The organism is Leucobacter coleopterorum, from assembly GCF_011382985.1.
Lineage (GTDB): Bacteria > Actinomycetota > Actinomycetes > Actinomycetales > Microbacteriaceae > Leucobacter > Leucobacter coleopterorum.
This window is the reverse complement of the sequence record NZ_CP049933.1, coordinates 802,155-822,107: the sequence shown is the minus strand read 5'-3', so window position 1 is coordinate 822,107 and position 19,953 is coordinate 802,155. Positions and strand designations below refer to the sequence as shown.

20 protein-coding genes and 5 pseudogenes are annotated in these 19,953 nt (G+C 59.0%); 12 read left to right on the top strand and 13 right to left on the bottom strand.

Annotated features, from left to right (window positions below):
• Positions 1 to 51 precede the first annotated feature (51 nt).
• The 3 genes and pseudogenes from G7066_RS17740 to G7066_RS03745 all read left to right on the top strand — a co-directional run.
• Positions 52 to 318, top strand: a pseudogene (locus tag G7066_RS17740) (PspC domain-containing protein); the annotation flags it as partial.
• 185 nt (positions 319 to 503) lie between these two features.
• Complete coding sequence (locus G7066_RS15670; protein WP_244303259.1) at positions 504 to 1,877, top strand: hypothetical protein; 1,374 nt, start codon at positions 504 to 506, stop codon at positions 1,875 to 1,877.
• Positions 1,874 to 2,227 carry a hypothetical protein gene (locus tag G7066_RS03745; RefSeq protein WP_166329204.1) on the top strand — a complete coding sequence of 118 codons (354 nt, stop codon included), beginning with the start codon at positions 1,874 to 1,876 and terminating at the stop codon, positions 2,225 to 2,227. Before G7066_RS15670 ends, G7066_RS03745 begins: the two co-directional genes overlap by 4 nt.
• On the opposite strand, the pseudogene G7066_RS03740 reads toward G7066_RS03745, so the two are convergent.
• Positions 2,224 to 3,733 (bottom strand): annotated as a pseudogene (locus G7066_RS03740) (sensor histidine kinase). The gene G7066_RS03745 and the pseudogene G7066_RS03740 overlap by 4 nt on opposite strands.
• A gap of 196 nt (positions 3,734 to 3,929) precedes the next feature.
• On the opposite strand from G7066_RS03740, the gene G7066_RS03735 reads away from it, so the two are divergent.
• Positions 3,930 to 4,412, top strand: a complete 483-nt coding sequence (locus G7066_RS03735) for an Rv3235 family protein (protein WP_205881518.1) — start codon at positions 3,930 to 3,932, stop codon at positions 4,410 to 4,412.
• Here the strand turns inward: G7066_RS03735 and rlmB are convergent.
• Genes rlmB through phoU form a run of 3 tightly spaced genes read right to left on the bottom strand, consistent with a single transcriptional unit; the run spans position 4,407 to position 7,586 of the window.
• Positions 4,407 to 5,405: a 23S rRNA (guanosine(2251)-2'-O)-methyltransferase RlmB gene (gene rlmB / locus G7066_RS03730; RefSeq protein WP_166329200.1), complete on the bottom strand. Its 999-nt coding sequence runs from the start codon at positions 5,403 to 5,405 to the stop codon at positions 4,407 to 4,409. The two genes, G7066_RS03735 and rlmB, sit on opposite strands and share 6 nt — an antisense overlap.
• Positions 5,402 to 6,898, bottom strand: a complete 1,497-nt coding sequence (cysS, locus tag G7066_RS03725) for a cysteine--tRNA ligase (protein ID WP_166329198.1) — start codon at positions 6,896 to 6,898, stop codon at positions 5,402 to 5,404. Before cysS ends, rlmB begins: the two co-directional genes overlap by 4 nt.
• A 46-nt stretch (positions 6,899 to 6,944) precedes the next feature.
• On the bottom strand, positions 6,945 to 7,586 hold the full coding sequence (phoU, locus tag G7066_RS03720) for a phosphate signaling complex protein PhoU (protein WP_166329196.1): 642 nt from the start codon (positions 7,584 to 7,586) through the stop codon (positions 6,945 to 6,947).
• A gap of 112 nt (positions 7,587 to 7,698) precedes the next feature.
• Here phoU and G7066_RS15665 point away from each other — a divergent pair, with 112 nt between their 5' ends.
• The 3 genes from G7066_RS15665 to G7066_RS03710 are packed head-to-tail and all read left to right on the top strand — an operon-like array spanning position 7,699 to position 9,691.
• Positions 7,699 to 8,313: a cell wall metabolism sensor histidine kinase WalK gene (locus G7066_RS15665; RefSeq protein ID WP_244303258.1), complete on the top strand. Its 615-nt coding sequence runs from the start codon at positions 7,699 to 7,701 to the stop codon at positions 8,311 to 8,313.
• Positions 8,256 to 8,975, top strand: coding sequence for a sensor histidine kinase (locus G7066_RS15660; RefSeq protein WP_244303257.1), 720 nt, complete (start codon positions 8,256 to 8,258; stop codon positions 8,973 to 8,975). Before G7066_RS15665 ends, G7066_RS15660 begins: the two co-directional genes overlap by 58 nt.
• A 14-nt stretch (positions 8,976 to 8,989) precedes the next feature.
• Entirely contained in the window at positions 8,990 to 9,691 is a 702-nt protein-coding gene (locus G7066_RS03710) for a response regulator transcription factor (RefSeq protein ID WP_166329194.1), read from the top strand.
• Positions 9,692 to 9,777: 86 nt separating this feature from the next.
• Here G7066_RS03710 and G7066_RS03705 read toward each other — a convergent pair whose 3' ends face one another.
• Positions 9,778 to 10,380 carry a DNA modification methylase gene (locus G7066_RS03705; RefSeq protein ID WP_166329192.1) on the bottom strand — a complete coding sequence of 201 codons (603 nt, stop codon included), beginning with the start codon at positions 10,378 to 10,380 and terminating at the stop codon, positions 9,778 to 9,780.
• 163 nt (positions 10,381 to 10,543) lie between these two features.
• On the opposite strand from G7066_RS03705, the pseudogene G7066_RS03700 reads away from it, so the two are divergent.
• From G7066_RS03700 to ispF, 3 genes and pseudogenes are all read left to right on the top strand, one after another.
• Positions 10,544 to 11,026, top strand: a pseudogene (locus G7066_RS03700) (CarD family transcriptional regulator); the annotation flags it as partial.
• Between the two features lie 95 nt (positions 11,027 to 11,121).
• On the top strand, positions 11,122 to 11,901 hold the full coding sequence (ispD, locus tag G7066_RS03695) for a 2-C-methyl-D-erythritol 4-phosphate cytidylyltransferase (protein ID WP_166329190.1): 780 nt from the start codon (positions 11,122 to 11,124) through the stop codon (positions 11,899 to 11,901).
• Positions 11,898 to 12,365 carry a 2-C-methyl-D-erythritol 2,4-cyclodiphosphate synthase gene (ispF, locus tag G7066_RS03690; protein ID WP_166329188.1) on the top strand — a complete coding sequence of 156 codons (468 nt, stop codon included), beginning with the start codon at positions 11,898 to 11,900 and terminating at the stop codon, positions 12,363 to 12,365. Before ispD ends, ispF begins: the two co-directional genes overlap by 4 nt.
• 143 nt (positions 12,366 to 12,508) lie before the next feature.
• On the opposite strand, the gene purM is transcribed toward ispF, so the two are convergent.
• Complete coding sequence (gene purM / locus G7066_RS03685) at positions 12,509 to 13,621, bottom strand: phosphoribosylformylglycinamidine cyclo-ligase (RefSeq protein ID WP_166329186.1); 1,113 nt, start codon at positions 13,619 to 13,621, stop codon at positions 12,509 to 12,511.
• 144 nt (positions 13,622 to 13,765) lie between these two features.
• On the opposite strand from purM, the gene purF reads away from it, so the two are divergent.
• Entirely contained in the window at positions 13,766 to 15,226 is a 1,461-nt protein-coding gene (purF, locus tag G7066_RS03680; RefSeq protein ID WP_166329184.1) for an amidophosphoribosyltransferase, read from the top strand.
• Positions 15,227 to 15,270: 44 nt separating this feature from the next.
• Here the strand turns inward: purF and tatA (G7066_RS03675) are convergent, their stop codons facing one another.
• From tatA (G7066_RS03675) to G7066_RS03655, 5 genes are read right to left on the bottom strand one after another with little or no spacing between them, the layout of a single operon-like run.
• On the bottom strand, positions 15,271 to 15,480 hold the full coding sequence (tatA, locus tag G7066_RS03675; protein ID WP_166329182.1) for a twin-arginine translocase TatA/TatE family subunit: 210 nt from the start codon (positions 15,478 to 15,480) through the stop codon (positions 15,271 to 15,273).
• Between the two features lie 33 nt (positions 15,481 to 15,513).
• Positions 15,514 to 15,777, bottom strand: coding sequence for a twin-arginine translocase TatA/TatE family subunit (gene tatA, locus G7066_RS03670; RefSeq protein ID WP_166329180.1), 264 nt, complete (start codon positions 15,775 to 15,777; stop codon positions 15,514 to 15,516).
• Between the two features lie 33 nt (positions 15,778 to 15,810).
• Positions 15,811 to 16,170 carry an MFS transporter gene (locus tag G7066_RS03665; protein ID WP_166329178.1) on the bottom strand — a complete coding sequence of 120 codons (360 nt, stop codon included), beginning with the start codon at positions 16,168 to 16,170 and terminating at the stop codon, positions 15,811 to 15,813.
• A 42-nt stretch (positions 16,171 to 16,212) separates the two neighbouring features.
• A complete protein-coding gene (locus G7066_RS03660; RefSeq protein ID WP_166329176.1) occupies positions 16,213 to 16,578 on the bottom strand; it encodes a sterol carrier family protein in 366 nt (121 codons plus the stop codon).
• A gap of 29 nt (positions 16,579 to 16,607) precedes the next feature.
• Positions 16,608 to 17,069, bottom strand: coding sequence for a VOC family protein (locus G7066_RS03655; RefSeq protein WP_166329174.1), 462 nt, complete (start codon positions 17,067 to 17,069; stop codon positions 16,608 to 16,610).
• Positions 17,070 to 17,157: 88 nt separating this feature from the next.
• On the opposite strand from G7066_RS03655, the pseudogene purD reads away from it, so the two are divergent.
• Positions 17,158 to 18,410: pseudogene (purD, locus tag G7066_RS03650) on the top strand (phosphoribosylamine--glycine ligase).
• A gap of 28 nt (positions 18,411 to 18,438) precedes the next feature.
• Here purD and G7066_RS03645 read toward each other — a convergent pair.
• A complete protein-coding gene (locus tag G7066_RS03645; RefSeq protein WP_166329172.1) occupies positions 18,439 to 19,230 on the bottom strand; it encodes a PaaX family transcriptional regulator in 792 nt (263 codons plus the stop codon).
• Positions 19,231 to 19,413: 183 nt separating this feature from the next.
• Positions 19,414 to 19,794, bottom strand: a pseudogene (locus G7066_RS03640) (RidA family protein); the annotation flags it as partial.
• Positions 19,795 to 19,953: the final 159 nt, after the last annotated feature.

Genomic DNA, 19,953 nt, shown 5'->3' with positions numbered 1-19,953 from the left:
CATTCAGGGGTTCAGAACACAAGACTCAGGGGCAAATCAGGGTGAACCCCGATGGCACGACCAACGCAACATCGGCAGACTTACAACATGAACACAACACCCGATCCAGATCCTCAGTCTCCTCCTCAACCCACAGGCGGTTTCTTCGCTTGGATTCGCGGGCTCGGTATTGCCCGCGGATCCGATCGCTGGTTCGCCGGTGTAGCTGGCGGAATAGCAGCGAAAGCGGGCATTGACCCGCTCATCGTCCGTGGCATCTTCGTTGTTCTCGCGCTGCTTGGCGGCCCAGGGATTCTTCTTTACCTCGCCGGCTGGCTCCTCTTGCCAGATTTCTCAGGTCGGATCCGACTGGAGGATCTATTCCGGGGGCGAGCAGAGGGGTGGACGATCGTCGCAGTAGTTGTGGTGGCACTGATGGCCATCCCAGCATTGCTCAATCTGTTCACCCCCAGTGCGTTCGGATGGGCCCTTGCCCCTGGGGCGTGTTTGGTCTACCCGGTTGGTTGTCAGGAACAATCACCTGGCTCGTCTGGATCGCCATTATCGTATTTGCGTCAATCTGGATCTCGCGAACCGTTCGTGCTCGGGGTACCGAGCACCTCGCACGAGAGCAAGCTGCCAAACAGCAGTCGGGATACACAAACTCAGGCACCCCTGGAAGCACCGATTATACTCCCAGCGCCACCGCGCCACCTCAAACGGACGCAGGACCAGCGCCAGCCGACACCCAACGTTCGAAGGACCAGGCTGACTCAGCGGACGCAACCGGCGGTACCTCACAACAGCAATGGACGGCAGACTCAGCGGGACGCAGTTCCACTTGGACAGCAGGCTCCAGCGCGCCGTTCGGCGAGCAGGCCCGTAACTGGGGCGAGGATTTCAGCAAGAAAGCTGACGCCTGGGGCCAGGATTTCGGCAAAAAGGCCGATGCCTGGGGCCAAGATCTTGGCAAACGCGCAGACGACTGGAGCGCGAGGTATGCGGAGCAGCACGAGGCCCGAAAGCTGGGAACCGCGCACATTACATTCACCCTCGCACTCGCATTACTCGCCGGTGGGATCACCGCACTCTGGGCAAACGGCGTCGGTGGTGTCATATCGGCCCCTGGCAGCATCGCTGTCGCGGCGCTCGTCGCAGCACTCGCGGTTCTAGCGATCTCGCTGATCGTCGCGGGAATTCGCGGCCGCAATACCGGCTGGATAGGCTTTCTCGCAGCCTGTGGAGTAGTAACGCTGATGTTTACCTCGATTCTTCCGTGGGGTACCCAGTTCCAGCCGTTCGGCACGATGGATCTCAATGGCGCAAAGGCCCCCGGAGCCGTTCTCATCGCGGGCAACACACGGCTCGACCTGAGCCATCTCAATGATTCCAAGGGGCATCGTCCTGATGCAGACACAGCAGATGACTTTGTGATCTGGCAGCTCGCCGGGAACTCGACGGTAACGCTTCCCCAAGATCGATCCACGAAGGTCAATGTCAGAGTGCTCGCGGGAAACATCACAGAGCAGCAAGGTGACACAAAGCTGAATGCGGCAGGACCCTTTCTCGGCAAAACGATCACGGCAAATTTCAGCTCAAACGAGGGCAGTTCCGCTTCGGTATTTCAAGTCACTGTCTATCTACTCGCCGGCAATGTGAAAGTGATTGATCCACAGGGAACAACGGTTTCCGAGATCAACCCGACGAGCCCGAGCTCCACGGAACAACCGAGCCAGCGCTCCTCCGAAAAAATGGAGCAACTCGAAGATAAGCTCGCAACTGTCGAGTGGCAGCTTGATGAGCCCGGGCTCAGCAGGAGCGACCGCAACAAGCTCGAGTCAGAACGCGCTCAGCTCAAGCAAGACATCAAAGACTTAGAGCTGGAGGCAGCACGATGAATACCGAGCCACAACCAATAGGTCAGGTTCCCGACGAGGATCCCACGGGCTCGCTACCCACTGAAGCGCTGGGAGAGCAGCAGCCACATTCCTCACCAGCCGCACCCCCAGCACCAACACTGCGAGATGCTGGTGCGGGAAGAACGGCAGTATCTCGTCGAGTTCAACCACGAACGGGGCCGATTGTCTGGGGTGCCCTGATCCTCGCGTTCTGCGGTTACGTTGCGCAGCGAACCCTCTACCCGGGTCTGCCGGACACAACCACGTGGATCACCGCAACCGTCATCGGGCTCGGCCTGCTGTTGCTCGGGGTCGGCGCAGCGGTCCTGATCCGCAACCGCCGCCCTTAACCCTTTACACGCGGCATTTCGCGGGTCTGGGTGGAGATCCAGTGCAGTGGCACTTGGATCGCCACCCGGGTTCCGCCGCCCACATCAGGACCCCAGGCAATCGATCCACCGAGTTCACCCTCGATGAGGGTGCGCACGATCTGAGTACCGAGTCCGTCACCGACGGTGCCGCCGGGCAGTCCCGTACCGTTGTCAATAACCTCAACCGCGAGCCGCTCATCGCTGCGATGAGCGTTGATAGTGACCTCCCCTCGCGTCCAGCAAGTCCGTGTTCCACGGCGTTGGTCACAATCTCGGTGAGGGCAAGCGCGAGCGGAGTTGCGTATTCGGAGGGAAGCTCACCGAACTTGCCTTCCTTGCGCGGGTGAACCGTAGTGCCGTGCAGGCTTGCAACCTCAGCTGCCAGACCCAGCACACGGTCAAACACAACGTCAAAGTCAACAATCTGTGAGAGCCCAGTCGAAAGCGTGTCATGCACGACCGCAATAGCCGCAACACGTCGCATCGCCTGCCCAAGTACCTGTTTCGCTTCCTCACTGCGCGCACGGCGAGCCTGAACACGCAGGAGTGAGGCAACGGTCTGCAGATTGTTCTTCACGCGGTGATGAATCTCGCGAATGGTGGCGTCTTTGGTGACCAGCTCTTGGGCCTGCTGCCTGAGTTCAGTGATGTCGCGCGTGAGCACCACACCACCAACCCGCTGACCGTCTCGAGTAACCGGGATCGAACGCAGGGTAATAGTTCGACCACCAGCCTCGATCTCGACACGCTTCGCAACCTTCGCTTGGGCGATTAACGGGAGCGACTCATTGGTGTCGAATTGGCCCTTGACAACATTCGCGATCACCTCTGAGAAGTCTTCGCCCTCGATTTCGTCTCGAAACCCAATCGTGTAGAACGTGGTCTGGGTGTTTGGACTAGCGAAGGTCGCGATGCCGTCCAGGTTAACCCGGACAAGCCCATCCGAAGCGCGCGGGGATCCCTGTTCTCCCCCCTGGTATTTCCGGGAACCGGAAACTCACCGTGCTGCACCATACCAAATAGATCTTCGGAGACCTCACGGAAAGCTGCGGCAATGCGTGAGGCTTTTTGAGTGTCAGCCACACTTGTGTGCACGGTGATCACCGCGAACGGGCCGAGCGTCTGTCCCGAACTGTCGCGTCGATTGACCGAATACGCTGCAAGACGCATTGGGTTCTCTTCGTACCAGGCAGGTGAGGTTGAAACCGCGGGCTGCTCAGTTTCCATCGCCTCATCAACGAGCGAACGCCAATCTGTACGCAGAAAATCACCGATGACATCTCGATAGAACAGCGTCACGGATCCCGCCGGACGGCTGTGCGCCACCGCGAGGTAACCGTCATCTGAGGTTGGCACCCAAAGCACCACATCGCTCAGTGCCAAGTCGGCAAGCAGTTGCCAGTCGAGGCTGAGCAGCTCAAGCCACTCGATCTCTTCTTCGCTGAGAGACGAGTACTTTTCCGTAAGGTTCCGCAAAGTTGCCACCAGACAAGCCTATGGCACTCACGACAACAACGAGCTCCATTTTGCACTCTTCAATCACGCCATAAATGGCCTGGGCTCAGGTGATCTTGACGCACACTAAGGCAAACGTTTTATGGTTAAAACCCGAAGCCTTCTCATAAATAAACATCAGCTAAAAACTTTCCAATAGCCACAAAATAGCCAGAAAGGTTCTGTAATGTCATCGCATACAACAAGGGGATCGCTCGCGCTCAAACCTGTTCTCGCACTTACGCCGCACGACTCCCACCCCAAACGACACTTACACGCGGTCCCCAGACTGAAGGGCTTTCAGGACCACCAGCGACTACCCTCTGATGACATTCCCCCGCCGGACTCGCGAATGATTCAAAAACTCGCAATCTACGGTTATGAAGCACTCGACGGATCTCGTTCTATTGCGCAGCTTGGCGCCTGGATCACGAGGGGTGTCGTAGAACAACTCACATCACGCCGGGCAGCTTGGACCGAACGGCGCTCTCTCTACCGCGACAACCGCCGCCTAGTTCCCGTCCCCGGCAAGGTCCACCTCAGCCAGCTTTCAAACCGCGTTGCCGAGGCAACTGTGGTCGTACAGACAGAGGTTCGATCGACCGCAATTGCCATCCGACTGGAGTTTCTGCACCAGCGCTGGCGAGCGACCGACCTCACCGTATTATGAGGACTTTTCTGCGCGCAACTTTGAGACTTCATACAGCGCGACGCTCGCAGCGATGCCTGCATTGAGGGATTCCGTCGTCGCAGAGATCGGGATCGACACAATCGCATCACAGGTATCGGCGACGAGACGTGAAAGGCCTTTGCCCTCGCTGCCAATGACCAGCACCATTGGACGGTCCGCAAGCTCCAGGCCAGGCAGCATCACATCGCCGCCGCCATCAAGCCCAACAATAAACACTCCACGCTTCTTGAGCTCTTTGAGTGTTTGCGTCAGATTCGAGGCCATCGCCACCGGAATCCTCGCCGCGGCACCCGCCGAAGTCTTCCAAGCGGCAGAGTTCAAGCCCGCTGAGCGCCGCTGCGGCACGATAACGCCCTGCCCGCCGAACGCGGCGACGGACCGGATGATGGCACCAAGGTTGCGCGGATCCGTGACACCATCAAGCGCAACCAGAAGGGGATTTCCATCATGATCAAGCACACCGTCAAGCACATCCATGGGATGGGCATACTCCATCGGCGGCACCTTCAACACAACACCCTGGTGCACGCTGTCACGATCCAGCATCCGATCCATTTCGGGCCGCATGATCTCAAGAACCGGAATATTCCGCTGCGTTGCAAGGCGAAGAATCTCGCGCGTGCGATCATCCATTTCGACACGTGCGGCAATGTAGAGCGTCGTCGCGGGAATCTTGGCGCGCAGCGCCTCGACAACCGAGTTGCGCCCGGTAACTAGCTCGGAATCATCGCTCTTTTTGCTACCACCACGCTGGCCTCCACGATCAGGGCCACCCGCCATATGGCGCTTCTTGGCGGCCTCATAACGATCCTTCGCCGCTTTTGCTTTACCAGCGGGGTGGTAGGGTCGATCCTCAGCCTTTGGAGTTGGCTTACGACCCTCAAGAGCCTGACGCCCCTGCCCTCCGGAACCCACGCCCTTGCCGAGTCCCTTTTTGCGCACGGCTCCCGTGCGGTTGCTCTTGTTACTCATGTCAGGCTCCAGCGTGTTCCGGTTGGGTTGTCTTCAAGTGTGATTCCCGCCTCAAGCAAACGAACTCGAATTGCGTCGCTTGTGGCAAAGTCTTTTTCTGCGCGGGCCTGAGCACGCTGCTCAATGAGTGCGCCTACGAGAGCATCGAGGGCCGCAGGTTCTCCCCCAGTGCTCGTTTCGAAGGTTGAGGATCCACCCCACTCCTTCGAGCGAGGGTCAATTCCCAGCACATCAAGCATCGCGACGACCTCGCACGCGCGAGCGAGTGCGGAGTCGGTGTCACCCGCATCAATCGCCGTGTTGCCTGCCCGCACAGCGCCGTGAAGCGCCGCAAGCGCCTGCGGAACGCCGAAGTCGTCAAGCATAGCCGCCACGAAGGCGTCTGGCAAAGCCTCGCTCGAGGTTGAGCCGTTACGTGCACCTAAGTAAAGGGCAGCGTGGGCTTCGCCCGCGACGGGATTAGCCTGGGTTTCCGCTACAAAACGCCAGGCTCGATCGAGGAAGCTCTCAATGCGACTAAACGCGATTGCCGCCTCTTCGAGCGCTTCTGCTGAGTAGTCAAGCACCGAACGATAGTGTGCCGACCCCAGGTAGTAACGCAGCACGATCGGCCGCGCAGCCCGCAACAGTTCAGAAGCGAATAGCGAGTTGCCGAGTGATTTCGACATCTTCTGGCCACCGGTATTTACAAGGCCGTTGTGAATCCAGTGTCGCGCAAACCTGAAACCCGCCGCCGTCGACTGGGCCATTTCGTTCTCGTGATGCGGAAAGCGCAGGTCGAGCCCGCCGCCGTGAATATCGAACTCTTCACCGAGATACCGCGACGCCATGGCCGAGCACTCAATGTGCCACCCCGGGCGACCGAGTCCCCACGGCGACGGCCAAGCTGCCGTCTCAGGTTCAGAGTCACGATGCGCCTTCCAAAGCGCAAAATCCCTCGGATCCCGCTTGCCAACCGGCTCAGAATCGGCGGCATCCTCCATCTGATCACGCTTTTGCCGAGTCAAAGACCCATAGTCCGACCAGCTTGCAGTGTCGAAGTAGACACTCGCAGAGCCATCCGCCGCAGGGTAGGCGTGACCGCGTTCGATCAATCGTTCAATCAGCGCAACCATTTCGCGAATGTTTGCGGTGGCACGGGGCTCGTATGTTGGCGCAAGTACGCCGATGGCCTCGTATGCCGCGGTGAACTCACGTTCGATTCGGTATGCAAGAGCCCACCACTCCTCGAAGCAACCGACCGCCTGACCCTGCTGAGATTTTTCGAGAATCTTGTCGTCAATGTCAGTCACGTTACGGATCAGCGTGACTCGGTGACCCGTTGCGGTAAACCAGCGCCGCATCTGGTCGTAGACGAGCGCACTGCGCAGGTGCCCAATGTGGGATTCTGACTGCACCGTCGGCCCACACACATACATGCCGATCTCTCCGGCCACCATTGGGGTGAAGTCGACGAGCCCTTGTGCGCGCGAGTCGTAAATGCGTTGTTTCACGCTCAAAGCCTACCGTGAGCACTCGCTTTGTTACGTGTGTTGATCCTTAATCTAGGGATCCGCTCAAGAAGAACTGCATCTGCTTGGCAACACTCACGGCATGATCACCAAAGCGTTCGTGATAGCGGCTCGCAAGCGTAGCGTCTACGACACCGGTAGGGTCGTTTGCGAGTTTGTCGCTCAGTACCTTTTCGAACACTTTTGCGTGCAGTTCGTCGAGGTCATCGTCGAGGTCTCGAACCTCGTCAATGACGGCCGCATCCTGCGTCCGGAGCAGCTCGACAATCTTTCCCGCCATCTTGACGTCGAGAGCCCCCATACGCGCAAAGGTCTTTTTTAGCCCCTTCGGGATCGCGCTCTCCGGGTAGCGGTAGCGCGCCAACTGCGCGATATGCTGCGCCAGATCGGCCATACGCTCGAGCGAGGCGCTCATTCGCAAAGCTCCCACGACAAGCCGCAGGTCCGATGCGACTGGCTGCTGTCTTGCGAGAATGTCGATCGCGAGCTGGTCAAGCGTTGCCGCCATCTCTTCGATCTCGTCCACGTTGTCAATGACTCCCTCAGCGAGCGCCACGTCAGACTCGCCAAACGCCGTTGTCGCCGCGGTAATCGAAGATTCCACGAGGCTGGCAATTTCTACCAGACGATCTTGCACTTCACGAAGTGACTGCTGAAAGACCTCACGCATGCGGTCCCCTCTCTCATTGCTGCTGCGCCAGCGGCGCCTCTAATTGCGCCTGTGCGCACTGCTTCAAGTGTGGGCTGTTCTCATGAACCGCGCCACACCACCAGATGAACAAATGTTGAACTCTACTCTTCCGCTCGGCCAAGCAGCCTACGATAAAGGCATGGATCCGACCGCGCTCGTGCTCGCCTCTGTTGGGCTCGGCATTGTCATTGGGGCGGGCACCGCTACCGCAATAGTGAGCGCCAAGGCAGCGGGACGGAGGCGATCCGCAGAGATGCGACCCGAGCTGCCAGAGATCGCAACCTCAATTCTCGATGAGGTTGAGACGTTTGCGGTGATTCTCGATTCCTCACTTACCGCGGTCTACGCCAACCCCACAGCCCGCCAAGAGCAGCACATTAGTGGCGAGGAGTTGCGAGACCCTTCCTTCCTGCAGCGTGTAAGAAACGTTATGACCACGGGCATGCCCGATACCCACGAGCCTGATCCGAGCGACCCCGGAGACACAGTACGCATTCATATCGTGCGACTGCAGCGCCGCTTTGTGGTTGTCCTCGCCGAGGATATAGGTGAAGAACAGCGGGTGAACGCCATGCGGCGAGACTTCATCGCAAACGTGAGCCACGAGCTCAAGACCCCATCGCAGCGATCGGCCTCCTCGCGGAGGCCGTGCAGCAAGCCGCTGGAGAACCCGAGGTTGTGCGCGGCTTTGCAAAGAGTCTCGTGAAGGAGTCTCGCCGCCTGGGTGAACTCTCGCGAGATGTGATCCAACTATCTGAAGCACAGTCGACGCTGCGACCTGAGGATCGCGAACGAGTGCACCTCAGGGACCTCGTTCGCAGCGAGGTCGAATCACACCGCGAGTTTGCAACACAAAACAGTGTCGAGCTTGTTGTAACCGACGATGCCGATACGGCCCGCGAGGCCGTGATTCTCGGCCGACCAACCTCGCTTGGCTCGGCCGTGGCAAACCTTCTCAGCAACGCGATACGGTACTCGCCCGAGGGAGGGCGAGTCGGGATCGGCATGTCGTTCGATAAAGATAATTTTCTGGTGACCGTCACGGACCAGGGTGCAGGCATGCCAGCGGAACACCTCTCTCGCATCTTTGAACGTTTTTATCGCATCGACGGCGCTCGCACGCGCGGTGAGGGCGGCACCGGGCTTGGCCTCAGTATCGCCCGACACACCATGCGAGCGCACGGCGGCGATGTCGATGTGTGGTCCCAGCCCGGAGTGGGATCAAGCTTCACTCTTCATTTTCCAGTCATAGATTCAAATTCGGGGGTCTCCGCAAAGTCTGCAAAGCGCGTCAAGAAAGCGCGTCGCATTGTAAAGAGTTCTGCCACTCGACCCGCTGAGCGCCAAAACCCCTCGTCAGATCAGTAAAAGGAGTCTCGCCCATGCCACAGCACATTCTGCTCGTTGAAGATGAGCAATCGATCTCGCAACCACTCGCGTTTCTTCTCGAGCGCGAGGGATACCGGGTGACTGTTGTTGACGATGGCGCCGAGGCTGTTCAATCCTTCGCAGCCGCTCCTGTCGACCTAGTACTGCTTGACTTAATGCTGCCCAGTTTGCCTGGCACCGAGGTCTGCCGCGCGATCAGGCTCACGTCTCAGGTTCCGATCATCATGCTTACCGCAAAAGACAGTGAGATCGATATCGTTGTAGGGCTTGAGCTGGGAGCCGACGATTACATCACAAAGCCCTACTCAACTCGAGAGCTACTCGCCCGTATCCGCGCATCTCTACGTCGACCCGTGTCCGCCCCCGTTGACGAATCGGCTGCGCCGCCCGCCGACTCACAGGTGCTCGATGAACTTGGTGTGTGCCTCGACACGGAACGTCACGCGGTTACAGTGCGTGGTGAAGAAGTGGCAATGCCACTGCGCGAGTTTGAGCTGCTCGAAATGCTCATGCGACATTCCGGTCGAGTACTGACACGCGGACAACTCATTGATCGAGTATGGGGCAGCAATTACTACGGCGACACGAAAACTCTCGATGTGCACGTCAAGCGCATCCGGGCTCGAATCGAGGAAGAACCTTCGAAACCCTCCCTCATTTCAACCGTACGAGGAGTTGGATACCGTTTCGGGTGACATCCGCGGGGTCGCTGTGGATCCCACCCGACAACACAAAACGCCCACCCGAATAGGTTCGGGCGGGCGCTTTGCAAACTGGGTGACTAGTTGCTGGTGTCACTCTCAGTGGTGTTGTCATCGTTGATCTTTGTGTCGCTTGCCTTTGCGTCTTCAGCAGCCTTCTTCTTGGCTGCTTCGGAAGCGTTATCATTTTTCTTGCTGAAGTCGGCCGGCAGCACGTAATCCGCGTACTCCTCGTGCTCACCATCCAGCACAGGAACAAATTTCTGCTTTTCTGAAGACTTTTGAGTCTGAAAATATGCGTCGACTGTCTGTCCTGACTCAAGGCCCGGAATCGTGACGAGCACGGGCACCTCGGCACCATCGGGGTTGCCGAAGCGAGTGTTGCCGGTGGGGATAGTGAACTCAGCGCGGGCCGTCTCTGAACCCTTGCCAGTGAAGGTAATCGTGAGGTCGTGTTCCTGGCCGGTGAGGTTCACCGAGCTGAAGACAACATTGAAGTTCTCGCCAGTCTCGTCGGCGATCAACATCAGGTTGCGCACGTTCACGCCATCAACAGTGACGTCGACGCCATCGCTTGGTGCGTAAGGGATGAGCGTTGCCTGTGGCGCAATCAGGGTGCAACCGGATGCACCGAGTGCAATAGCCGCCGCGAGTGCGATAGACGAGGCGATCCGAATCTTCAAGGTGATCCTCCGAGCCGTAAATACGTAAGATGGGCCACGGGAAGCGACCACAGTCTGATATTTATCTTATCTGTGAGCACACAACCGGCGCAGCTTAGGTAATCCTAACCCAATACCGGAGAGCTGTGGTATTCTAGTGGCTGGACTGTAAAGGAGCCACTCGATGCAATTTGAGGTCGGAGAGACCGTTGTCTACCCCCACCATGGCGCAGCCAAGATCATCGAGGTGAAGAAACGCAAACTTGGCGGCGAAGAGAAACTTTTCTTGAAGCTGCAGGTGAATCAAGGCGATCTCACCATCGAGGTACCCGCGGAGAACTGCGACCTGGTTGGTGTGCGTGACGTCATTGATCAGGAGGGCCTCGAGCGTGTGTTCGAGGTGCTGCGCGCGCCCTTCACCGAAGAACCGACCAACTGGTCGCGCCGATACAAGGCGAATCTTGAGAAACTGGCTTCCGGAGACGTCATTAAGGTTTCCGAGGTTGTGCGCGATTTGTGGCGTCGAGATCAAGAGGTGCGTTCACTTTCCGCCGGAGAGAAGCGCATGCTCGCGAAGGCTCGTCAAATTCTCGTGTCTGAGCTCGCGCTCGCCGAGAAGACTGATGAAGATAAGGCCAACGCGGTGCTCGACGAGGTGCTTGCCACCCATAGTGGGAGACTAACGCGAAACGCCCTGCACAATTGTGCAGGGCGTTTCTTTTTGCCGCGGCGATTCCGACCGGACCCGAGTAACCTATGTACATGAATGGTTCTGCACTGAGCAACGAACAGACGCCCGGCGGGGCAACGCCACACAGCCTCCCAATGCTCGGGGTTGTGCTCGTCGCCGCTGGCCGCGGCGAACGCCTCGGAGCCGCAGTTCCCAAAGCGTTCGTCGAACTGCGAGGTCGCACCCTGATCGAGTTCGGGATCGCGGTGGCCACTTCGCTCCCGCACCGGGGCCACCTGGTCATTGTTGTCCCAGAGCAACGCGCAGCGCAGACCCTTGACCTCATCGACAGCATCGTGCAACCCGACAGCTCGTGGTCAGTCACGGTCGTGCCCGGCGGCAGAGAACGTCATGAGTCGGTCAGTTTTGGCATCGATGCTCTGCCAGAATCAGTCAACACGGTTCTCGTCCACGACGCAGCACGCCCTTTTGCCAGCGCTGAGCTGTTCGAGCGGGTCATTAGCGAGGTGCATCGGACAGGTGACTCAGTCGTGCCTGCGCTTCCCATCGCTAATACGCTCAAGCGCGTTGACGCAGAAGGCATTGTTCACGAAACCATTGACCGCACTCCCCTGGTTGCTGTTCAAACCCCCCAGGGGTTCCCTCGAGAAACGATTGCCGCGGCACACGCTACAGCGCAGTTACACACGGATCCTCCAACCGACGATGCCGAGGTTGTGCAGCGTGCCGGTGCTCGTGTGCGCACGGTGACCGGCGAGATGCGCGCGCATAAACTCACAACTCCCGATGATCTACGAATCCTTGAGTTCTTTCTCGCAGCCAATGTGGTCGGCCTGGCGGAGGAAGCATGATCCGTGTCGGCACCGGGTTCGACGTACACGCCTACGACCCGGCATCACCTCTTCGTTTGGCGGGGCTCGACTGGCCCGGCGAGCCAGGCTTGGCTGGCCACAGCGACGGAGACGCTGTGTGCCACGCGATCGTTGATGCCCTGCTCTCAGCGGCTGGCCTCGGAGACATCGGTGGCCTCGTGGGTGTTGACAATCCCACCACTAAAAACGCCGCCAGCACTGACTTCATCAAAGCCGCACTCACACGTCTTGCCGGACACGGCTGGCAGCCCAGCAACGTTTCGGTTCAGATCATCGGCGAGCGCCCCAAATTCGCCCCTCGCCGCAACGAGGCGCAACAGATTCTGTCAGAACTCGTCGGGGCTCCGGTCAGCCTCGGCGCCACCACTACCGATCACCTCGGCTTCACTGGTCGCGGCGAGGGCATCGCGGTCATAGCGACAGCCTTAATTACGCGAAGCTAACCCTTGGTTCCTGCTCCACAATGAGGTTCAGATGCACGACTGCAAGATCCCCGCGTCCCACTAACCCGAGCCGTTCCATCGAGCCTGATGGGTTCATGCGGAGGGTTGTCTCTGCGGTCGCCAGGCCAGTCAACACGAAAGGGTTACCTTTCGGTGTAGGCCCCCACGAGGCGCACCGCACCACCGTCAACACCCTTTGCTCCCTGCTCAAAGCCCACTAAGTCACGCGGCGCGGTCGAAATCGTACCTGCAACCCAGGTGTCGAGGCCCTCCGCAGTCAACGCGGCAGCGACGTGTGCCGATCGCTCAGCCGAGACCACCGCAAACATGCCGATTCCAAGGTTCCACGCCCCCTCAAGCGACTCAAGCGTGTGGCCACCGAGATCTGCAAGATGCCTAAACACGGGCAGCGGAGACCAGGTGCCACGATCCAACTCCACCCACGCACCAACAGGAAGTACACGAGCGAGGTTCGCCGCGATCCCACCTCCAGTCACGTGGCTCAAGGAATGGATCGCGCCGTCGAGCGTGGGATCTTCAAGTACCCGCAACAGGGGTGAAGTGTAAAGGGCCGTCGGTGTCAGCAGTGCCTCACCGTAGCTCGCACCGAGCTCATTGCTGTGCTGTTCGTAGCCGATGCCCCGCTCCGAAAGAATGTGCCGCACGAGCGAGAATCCGTTCGAGTGCAGACCTGAAGCACCCATCGCGAGCACAACGTCGCCATCCTGTACGCGTGATGGCATGAGCATTCGGTCGGCCTCAACCACACCGGTTGCTGCGCCGGCAACGTCGTAGTCGTCGGGCCCGAGCAACCCGGGGTGCTCTGCGGTCTCACCACCAACCAGAGCGGTGCCGGTCGCCTCGCAGGCCTCAGCGATCCCGCGCACAATGTCAGCGATGCGCTGCGGCACAACTTTGCCGCACGCAATGTAGTCGGTCATGAACAGCGGTTTCGCACCAACAACAACGATGTCGTCAACGACCATTGCCACCAGGTCTTGCCCAATGGTGTCGTGTTTGTCGATCGCCTGCGCGATCGCGACCTTGGTACCGACCCCGTCTGTCGACGAGGCAAGCAAGGGTTTTTTGTAGCCGAGCAACGCGGAAGCGTCGAACATACCGGCGAATCCGCCAACACCACCGACCACTTCTGGGCCATGCGTGCGCGACACCGCAGACTTCATGAGCTCGACGGCGAGATCACCTGCAGCGGTGTCTACTCCGGATTGGGCATAGATCGACGCGTTATCAGTCACCCCACCAGCGTACCCTGCCACAGGATGCCGGTTTGAACCGAAATAAATGTCGCCCCGGGTCCGCACACCCAGCCTGAGTGTGGGAAACTATTGAGGTGCGTCAGCGCGGCGCCTACCCATCTCCCAGGGAGCTATTCACAAAGCATGTGCGGCATTGTTGGTATTGTCTCGTCCGAGCCCGTCAACCAGCAGGTCTATGACGCCCTGCTCCTACTGCAGCACCGCGGTCAAGACTCGACCGGCATCGCTACCCTCGATGGTGACTTCTTTCAGATTGTGAAGTCCAAGGGTCAGGTTCGCGAGGCCTACCGCACTCGCGACATGCGCCGCTTGACCGGAAATGTCGGCCTCGGACACGTGCGCTATGCGACGCGCGGATCGGCCGAGCGAGAAGAAGAAGCCCAGCCGTTTTACGTTGGTGCTCCCTACGGCATCATTCTCGTGCACAACGGAAACCTCACCAACACCCGCGAGCTGACGGCGGATCTCTACAACGTGGATCGCCGCCACCTCAACACCCACTCCGACACGGAACTGCTGCTGAATGTTCTCGCAAACGAGTTGCAGGCAGGGATCGCTGGCCTCTCGCTCGACGCCGATCAGGTGTTTGGTGCGGTGTCGCGCCTTCATGATCGGGTCGAAGGATCCTACGCAGCAATCTCGATGATCTCCGGATATGGGCTCCTCGCCTTCCGTGATCCGTTCGGGATCCGCCCGCTCGTTCTTGGTCGTCGTGTCGATGCAAGTGGCAACGAAGACTGGGTTGTGGCTTCCGAGTCCCTGGTGCTTGAATCTGGTGGCTACGAGATCGTGCGCGATGTTGAGCCAGGGGAAGCCATTCTCATCTCCCCCGACGGCACCATGCAGTCGCGACAGTGCGCGAAGAATCCGCGTCTGCTGCCCTGCGCTTTTGAGTACATCTACCTCGCACGCCCAGACTCGGTGCTCAGCGGAATCTCGGTGTACGACGCGCGTCTCCGTCTTGGTGACGTGCTCGCCGAGCAGATCCAGACCGAACTACCTGACCTCGATATCGATGTGGTCATGCCGATCCCCGACTCCGCGAGACCCAGTGCTATGCAGGTCGCGCAGAAGCTCGGGATCCCCTACAGGGAGGGCTTTTTCAAAAACCGCTACGTCGGCCGCACCTTCATCATGCCGGGCCAGGCCGTTCGCAAGAAGAGCGTGCGCCAGAAGCTCAACGCGATGAGCGTCGAGTTCAGGGGCAAAAACGTGCTGATCGTTGACGACTCAATTGTGCGCGGCACGACCTCACGCGAGATCGTCGAGATGGCCCGCGCCGCAGGTGCAAAGTCTGTCGTTTTTGCTTCTGCAGCACCGCCGGTCACGCACCCGCACGTCTATGGCATCAATATGCCCTCACGCAACGAACTCATCGCCCACAATCGCACTCCGGCAGAGATTGCTGCAGAGCTCGGCGCGGATCACCTTATTTATCAGACTGTTGAGGGAATGAACCGCGCGATTCTCGATGGCCAGTCCGTGGTGACCCAGCTTGAGGAAAGCTGCTTCACCGGGGTCTATGCGGCTGGCAACATCGACTCCGAGTACCTCTCGTGGGTCGAGGCGACGCAAGAGAGCTAGGCTGGGGCGTTCTGCTCAGAAATCACAGAACGCCGAAGAAGCCCCTACTTCTTTTCGCTGTCAGGCTTTTCTGTGTCGGGAGCCTCGGCCGAAACATCGGCCTTTGCATCCTCGTCAGGTCGAACTTCCTTCTTCAGGATTCGCATCGACTGTCCCAGGCTCTTCGCAAGACCCGGCAGCTTGGGTGCACCAAACAACAACAGCACGATGAACAGGATGACAATCATGGTCGGTCCTGACAGGTTTCCAAACATTACGGGATTGCTCCGATCATAGAGGTCTGCCCATTATCGCACGTCAGTGTTTGGCTCTTTGGCAACAGGCTGCTCGACGACCGGAGCGGGAGCAGCAGTTTCAGAGGCAACCGTAGGCGCAGCAGCAGGGGCCGTACCGTCTGTTTTTTCGGTGTTCTCCGACGAAACTTCCTTCTTCAGGATTCGCATCGACTGTCCCAGGCTCTTCGCAAGACCCGGCAACTTGGGTGCACCAAACAACAGCAGCACAATAAAGACGATGACAAGAAGGTGCCAACCCCCGAGATTTTGCAGCATGATCTAGACTCCGTTCGATCGGATATAGTGCGATTATCGCACGTCAGACTGGATAGCGACCCCGGTACCGCGTCGCCGTTTTGCTGCGGCATTCAGAATCAGCACGAGCAGAGCGCCAATGCCCAGCCCAGCTGCGATCCCAATCAAGGCCGAAAATCCCATGACCTGACCCATCGTGTAGTCGGCCTTCTCGTCGATCGGGAAGAACAGTGCCGCCAGCGCGGCAACCACACCCCCGACGATGGCGGCGCCAATAATGACCCGACCAACTCGCACGGAACGCTGCAGGGTCACCTCGATCTCAGACTCCACAACGATGGGCTCCTGCGCAACTTCTTCGCCGTCGAAATCAGCAGATTCGACCGGTTCAGCCGCGGGATCAGACATACTCATACCCCTATTCTCGCAGCTTACAGCTGGGCAAACGAACAGCCATCACACACGAGGGCGTGCGAATGGCAACAACCCATCAAGATTGGCTCGCGATCCCGAAGCCACCACCAGTGCCGAGGTCAGCGCTTCATTCCAATCCAACGTCCCAGTAGCAAGCGCGATCCAGGTTTCAGGATCCATCTCGATCACATTGGGAGGCGTGCCACGAGTGTGCCGCGGCCCGGGAACACACTGTGTTGCACCAAAGGGTGGCACCCTCACCTCAACGGAATTTCCGGGTGCAAGCTCAGCGAGATCCTCAAGCAGAAAACGCACTGCGGTAGCCAAGCTACTGCGGCCACTGCCCCCTGCGACAACCGCTGCTAACGCAGCCTGCCCGTCTTCGATCGAAATCTTGCGTTTTGCCAACTGTACAGCCCCTACCAATCGTGGCGCTGTTAGGCAGCGCAGAACTCGTTTCCTTCAGGATCGTGCATAACCCACCAGCGCCCCGCAGGACCCTGATCGACCAGTTTCACTCGCTCAGCACCAAGCCTCTCGAGCCGCTCTACGAGGGTTTCAAGCGACTCAGGCGAACCGTCGCCGCCGTGCACATCAATGTGCAGACGGTTTTTTACGATTTTCTTCTCGGGAACCTCCTGGAACAGAAGTCTTCGCCCATGCCCGACGTCACTGAGCTCGTCAAAAGGATCTTCGGGATGGCGGATCGCAGCAAGCCCAGCAAATCGCTGCCCACCGCCATAGTCAACGACGGCCGCGTCGGGCAATTGACCTGCGGCACGCAGCTGCGCGATAAGGGCGCTCGGATCTTCAACCAGGTACTCCAACGCAGCCGCCCAGAAATCGGCGAGCACGTTCGGATCACCGCAATCAATGACAAGCTTCCAGTAGAGCGCCATATCCCCATCATAATGCGGCAGACCGCCACTTATGGAGGTGACCAACGCGCTATCCACACTCACCGACACAAACCAGTATTCTGGAGCGGTGAAGATACTCGTGCTGGGCCCCGGTGCCCGCGAACACGCCATTGTTCTTTCCCTGCTCTCCGAGGAGGCGGCCCACGAAGTTGTGTGCGCCCCCGGTAATGCAGGCATCGCCGCGAGCGGGGTGGAGACACCCGAGCTTGCGTATACAGATCCCGAGGCAGTGGCGGCGTTCGTTCAGGATCGCGGCTTCGATCTTGTGGTCATCGGCCCCGAGGCGCCACTCGTAGCCGGGGTTGCGGACCCGCTGCGGGCCGCCGGCATTCCGGTGTTCGGTCCAAATCAGGATGCGGCGGCTCTTGAAGGATCAAAGGCGTTCGCAAAGCGCATCATGGATGCTGCCGGTGTGCCAACAGGCCGCGCCGCGCGTGTGGACTCCGCCGAAACAGCGGGCTCTGTACTTGACGACTTTGGTGCTCCCTACGTCGTGAAGGCTGATGGGCTCGCCGCGGGCAAGGGAGTGCTGGTCACAACGGATCGGGAGGCTGCGCTAGACCACGTTGCGACATGGTCACCTTACGGTGACGTGCTTGTAGAAGAGTTTCTCGACGGCCAAGAGGTGTCACTTTTTTTCTTCGCTGACGGACACGATGTTGTCGCCCTCAGTCCGGCACAGGACTACAAGCGAATCTTCGACGGCGACGAAGGCCCAAACACCGGGGTATGGGAGCATACTCACCGCTCCCCTGGGTGGCCGCAGACTTCGTCGAAGAGATCACACGCACCGTCGCAATTCCAACTATCCGTCAGCTTGAGGCCGAGGGGACTCCTTTTATCGGACTGCTCTATTGCGGTCTCATTGTCACGGAGAACGGCGTCAGGGTTATCGAGTTCAACGCACGCTTCGGCGACCCCGAAACCCAGGTTGTTCTCGCGAGGCTCAAGTCTCCTCTCAGCCAGTATCTGCTGGCGGCAGCAACCGGAGCGCTCGCCGAGCAGCCTGAGCCGGAGTTCGCCACGGATCCCGCGGTTATCGTGGTAGTCGCCAGCGAAGGCTATCCCGGCAAGGTTACGGCTGGCCGGGTGATCAGCGGACTGAGCCAGGCTGCTCAGGTGCCCGGTGTTCACACTGTGCATGCCGCGACCGCCCGCGGGAGTGACGGCGAGTGGATCGCAACCGGTGGCCGTGTGCTCGGAGTTGTGGCGCGCGGTACGGACTTCGCCGAGGCTCGCTCTCGCGCTTATGAGGCGGTTGACAAGATCAAACTTGAGGGCTCGCAGAACCGAACCGATATCGCGGCTCGTGTAGCCTAGCCAGCCAGCTCCACTAAGAGAACGACGACTAGCTCCCAAGTGCCTCACGCACGAACACGAGAGCGGAATCTTCGAGCTGCATCACAATCTCCTCGATAAGCTTCGTTGCAGGATCTCCCGGCCAATCGCTTCGGAGCAACTCTCGCGGCAAACCTGGATCGCGCATCGGCAGCACGCGCCAGTCGTCTAGGGCACGAAGGTAGTGAATGTAGCTCTCACGCGGAGGCACATCACCGTCAAACTGCCTCAACAGCGCCTGGAAGCCAAGCTGATGTCGAGAAATGTAGTTACGGTATCCCGCTTCAATCGTTTCAAGATCCCAGCTCTCGCGAACCATACGGGCGAGATCCTGCCCACCCGCATGACGTCCAACCAGAATGTTGGTGTAGTCCGTCAGCCCAAGCCCGTCGATGATTTCAAGTGCATCTGCCGCCATGCGGGCTGGGGCGATCCAAGATCCTTGACCGACGTTGCCAAATCCTAGAGCCGCGAGGCGAGAGCGCAGCAGATGTCGTTTGGCCCGTTGCTGCTCAGGCACCGAGAATGTCGCGATACACCAGCCATCTTCAAGGCGCGCGGGCTGCCGAGCGTGCCAGATCACCGCGTCTCCAGAGGCGAATGACTGTTTTGCCAATTCAGTGAGTCGATAACCGCTTCTGCCATCGCGTTTTTCGGGAGCGAGCCACCCCTTCTTCTTCAAACGGGAAACTGCGGTGCGTGTACTTGAGTCGTCAATACCTAGTTCTTCAAGTAGTCCGACAACGCCCTTGATTGACAACCAGTCTCCGGTCCGCCTCGCGAACGCGCCAATCAGAGTCACAAGGAGTGTCCTTGAAGTACTGGGACTCATTGGCGTCCTGTTCTGCTTGATTTCACCGGGAGTTCAACCCACTGGGCTCGCTACGTTTGAACCCAGTCGTCCAGATGTGATCATTTCAGAAACAGCTAGCCTTGAGATCGTGCCCCGCGGCGTGTGGTCAGAATGTCGGCGCAGACCAACCTTCTATGATTCACCGGCGATGTAGGCAACACCCTGGATCTCAATCAGCGCCTCGGGCTGCCACAGCTTCGTCACGCCGATACCCGCCATTGCCGGGTACTCCGTGCCCGCCATCTCACGCCACAGCTTACCGATCTCGCGGCCGTTTCGCTGGTAGTCCTCCACGTCAGTGAGGTAGATGGTCACGTCAACGAGATCGCTCGGCTTACCTCCAGCGTGCTCGAGAGTGGCAAGCACATTACCGAAAGCCTGCACGAACTGCTCGATGATCCCGCCTGGAACAATCTTGTAGTCAGCATCAAGCGCGGTTTGCCCGCCAAGGTACACGAAGGGACCGGCTTTCACTCCGTGAGCAAACCCAACAGGCTTGCAGAGCTGCGGGGGTTAATGACCTGTGTGGACAACACTGTCTCCTTTTCATGGTGACGGATTCTCTGAACCCGAATCAATTGAGATACACATCTCGCACTTGTGACGTTCGTGAACATTCTGACATACTTGGGGTGTTTTCGCGCGGTTTGATTTGCGGCACCCTCAAAACCC

What these genes read in the sequence shown, in the direction of transcription:
- rlmB (WP_166329200.1), bottom strand. Translation starts at nt 5,405, where the DNA reads ATGAGTAACAAGAGCAACCGCACGGGAGCCGTGCGCAAAAAGGGACTC.
- purF (WP_166329184.1), top strand. Translation starts at nt 13,766, where the DNA reads ATGTGCGGCATTGTTGGTATTGTCTCGTCCGAGCCCGTCAACCAGCAG.
- G7066_RS03735 (WP_205881518.1), top strand. Translation starts at nt 3,930, where the DNA reads ATGTCATCGCATACAACAAGGGGATCGCTCGCGCTCAAACCTGTTCTC.
- tatA (WP_166329182.1), bottom strand. Translation starts at nt 15,480, where the DNA reads ATGTTTGGAAACCTGTCAGGACCGACCATGATTGTCATCCTGTTCATC.
- ispD (WP_166329190.1), top strand. Translation starts at nt 11,122, where the DNA reads ATGAATGGTTCTGCACTGAGCAACGAACAGACGCCCGGCGGGGCAACG.
- phoU (WP_166329196.1), bottom strand. Translation starts at nt 7,586, where the DNA reads ATGCGTGAGGTCTTTCAGCAGTCACTTCGTGAAGTGCAAGATCGTCTG.
- G7066_RS03745 (WP_166329204.1), top strand. Translation starts at nt 1,874, where the DNA reads ATGAATACCGAGCCACAACCAATAGGTCAGGTTCCCGACGAGGATCCC.
- G7066_RS03655 (WP_166329174.1), bottom strand. Translation starts at nt 17,069, where the DNA reads ATGGCGCTCTACTGGAAGCTTGTCATTGATTGCGGTGATCCGAACGTG.
- ispF (WP_166329188.1), top strand. Translation starts at nt 11,898, where the DNA reads ATGATCCGTGTCGGCACCGGGTTCGACGTACACGCCTACGACCCGGCA.
- G7066_RS15665 (WP_244303258.1), top strand. Translation starts at nt 7,699, where the DNA reads ATGTTGAACTCTACTCTTCCGCTCGGCCAAGCAGCCTACGATAAAGGC.
- G7066_RS03665 (WP_166329178.1), bottom strand. Translation starts at nt 16,170, where the DNA reads ATGAGTATGTCTGATCCCGCGGCTGAACCGGTCGAATCTGCTGATTTC.
- tatA (WP_166329180.1), bottom strand. Translation starts at nt 15,777, where the DNA reads ATGCTGCAAAATCTCGGGGGTTGGCACCTTCTTGTCATCGTCTTTATT.
- G7066_RS03710 (WP_166329194.1), top strand. Translation starts at nt 8,990, where the DNA reads ATGCCACAGCACATTCTGCTCGTTGAAGATGAGCAATCGATCTCGCAA.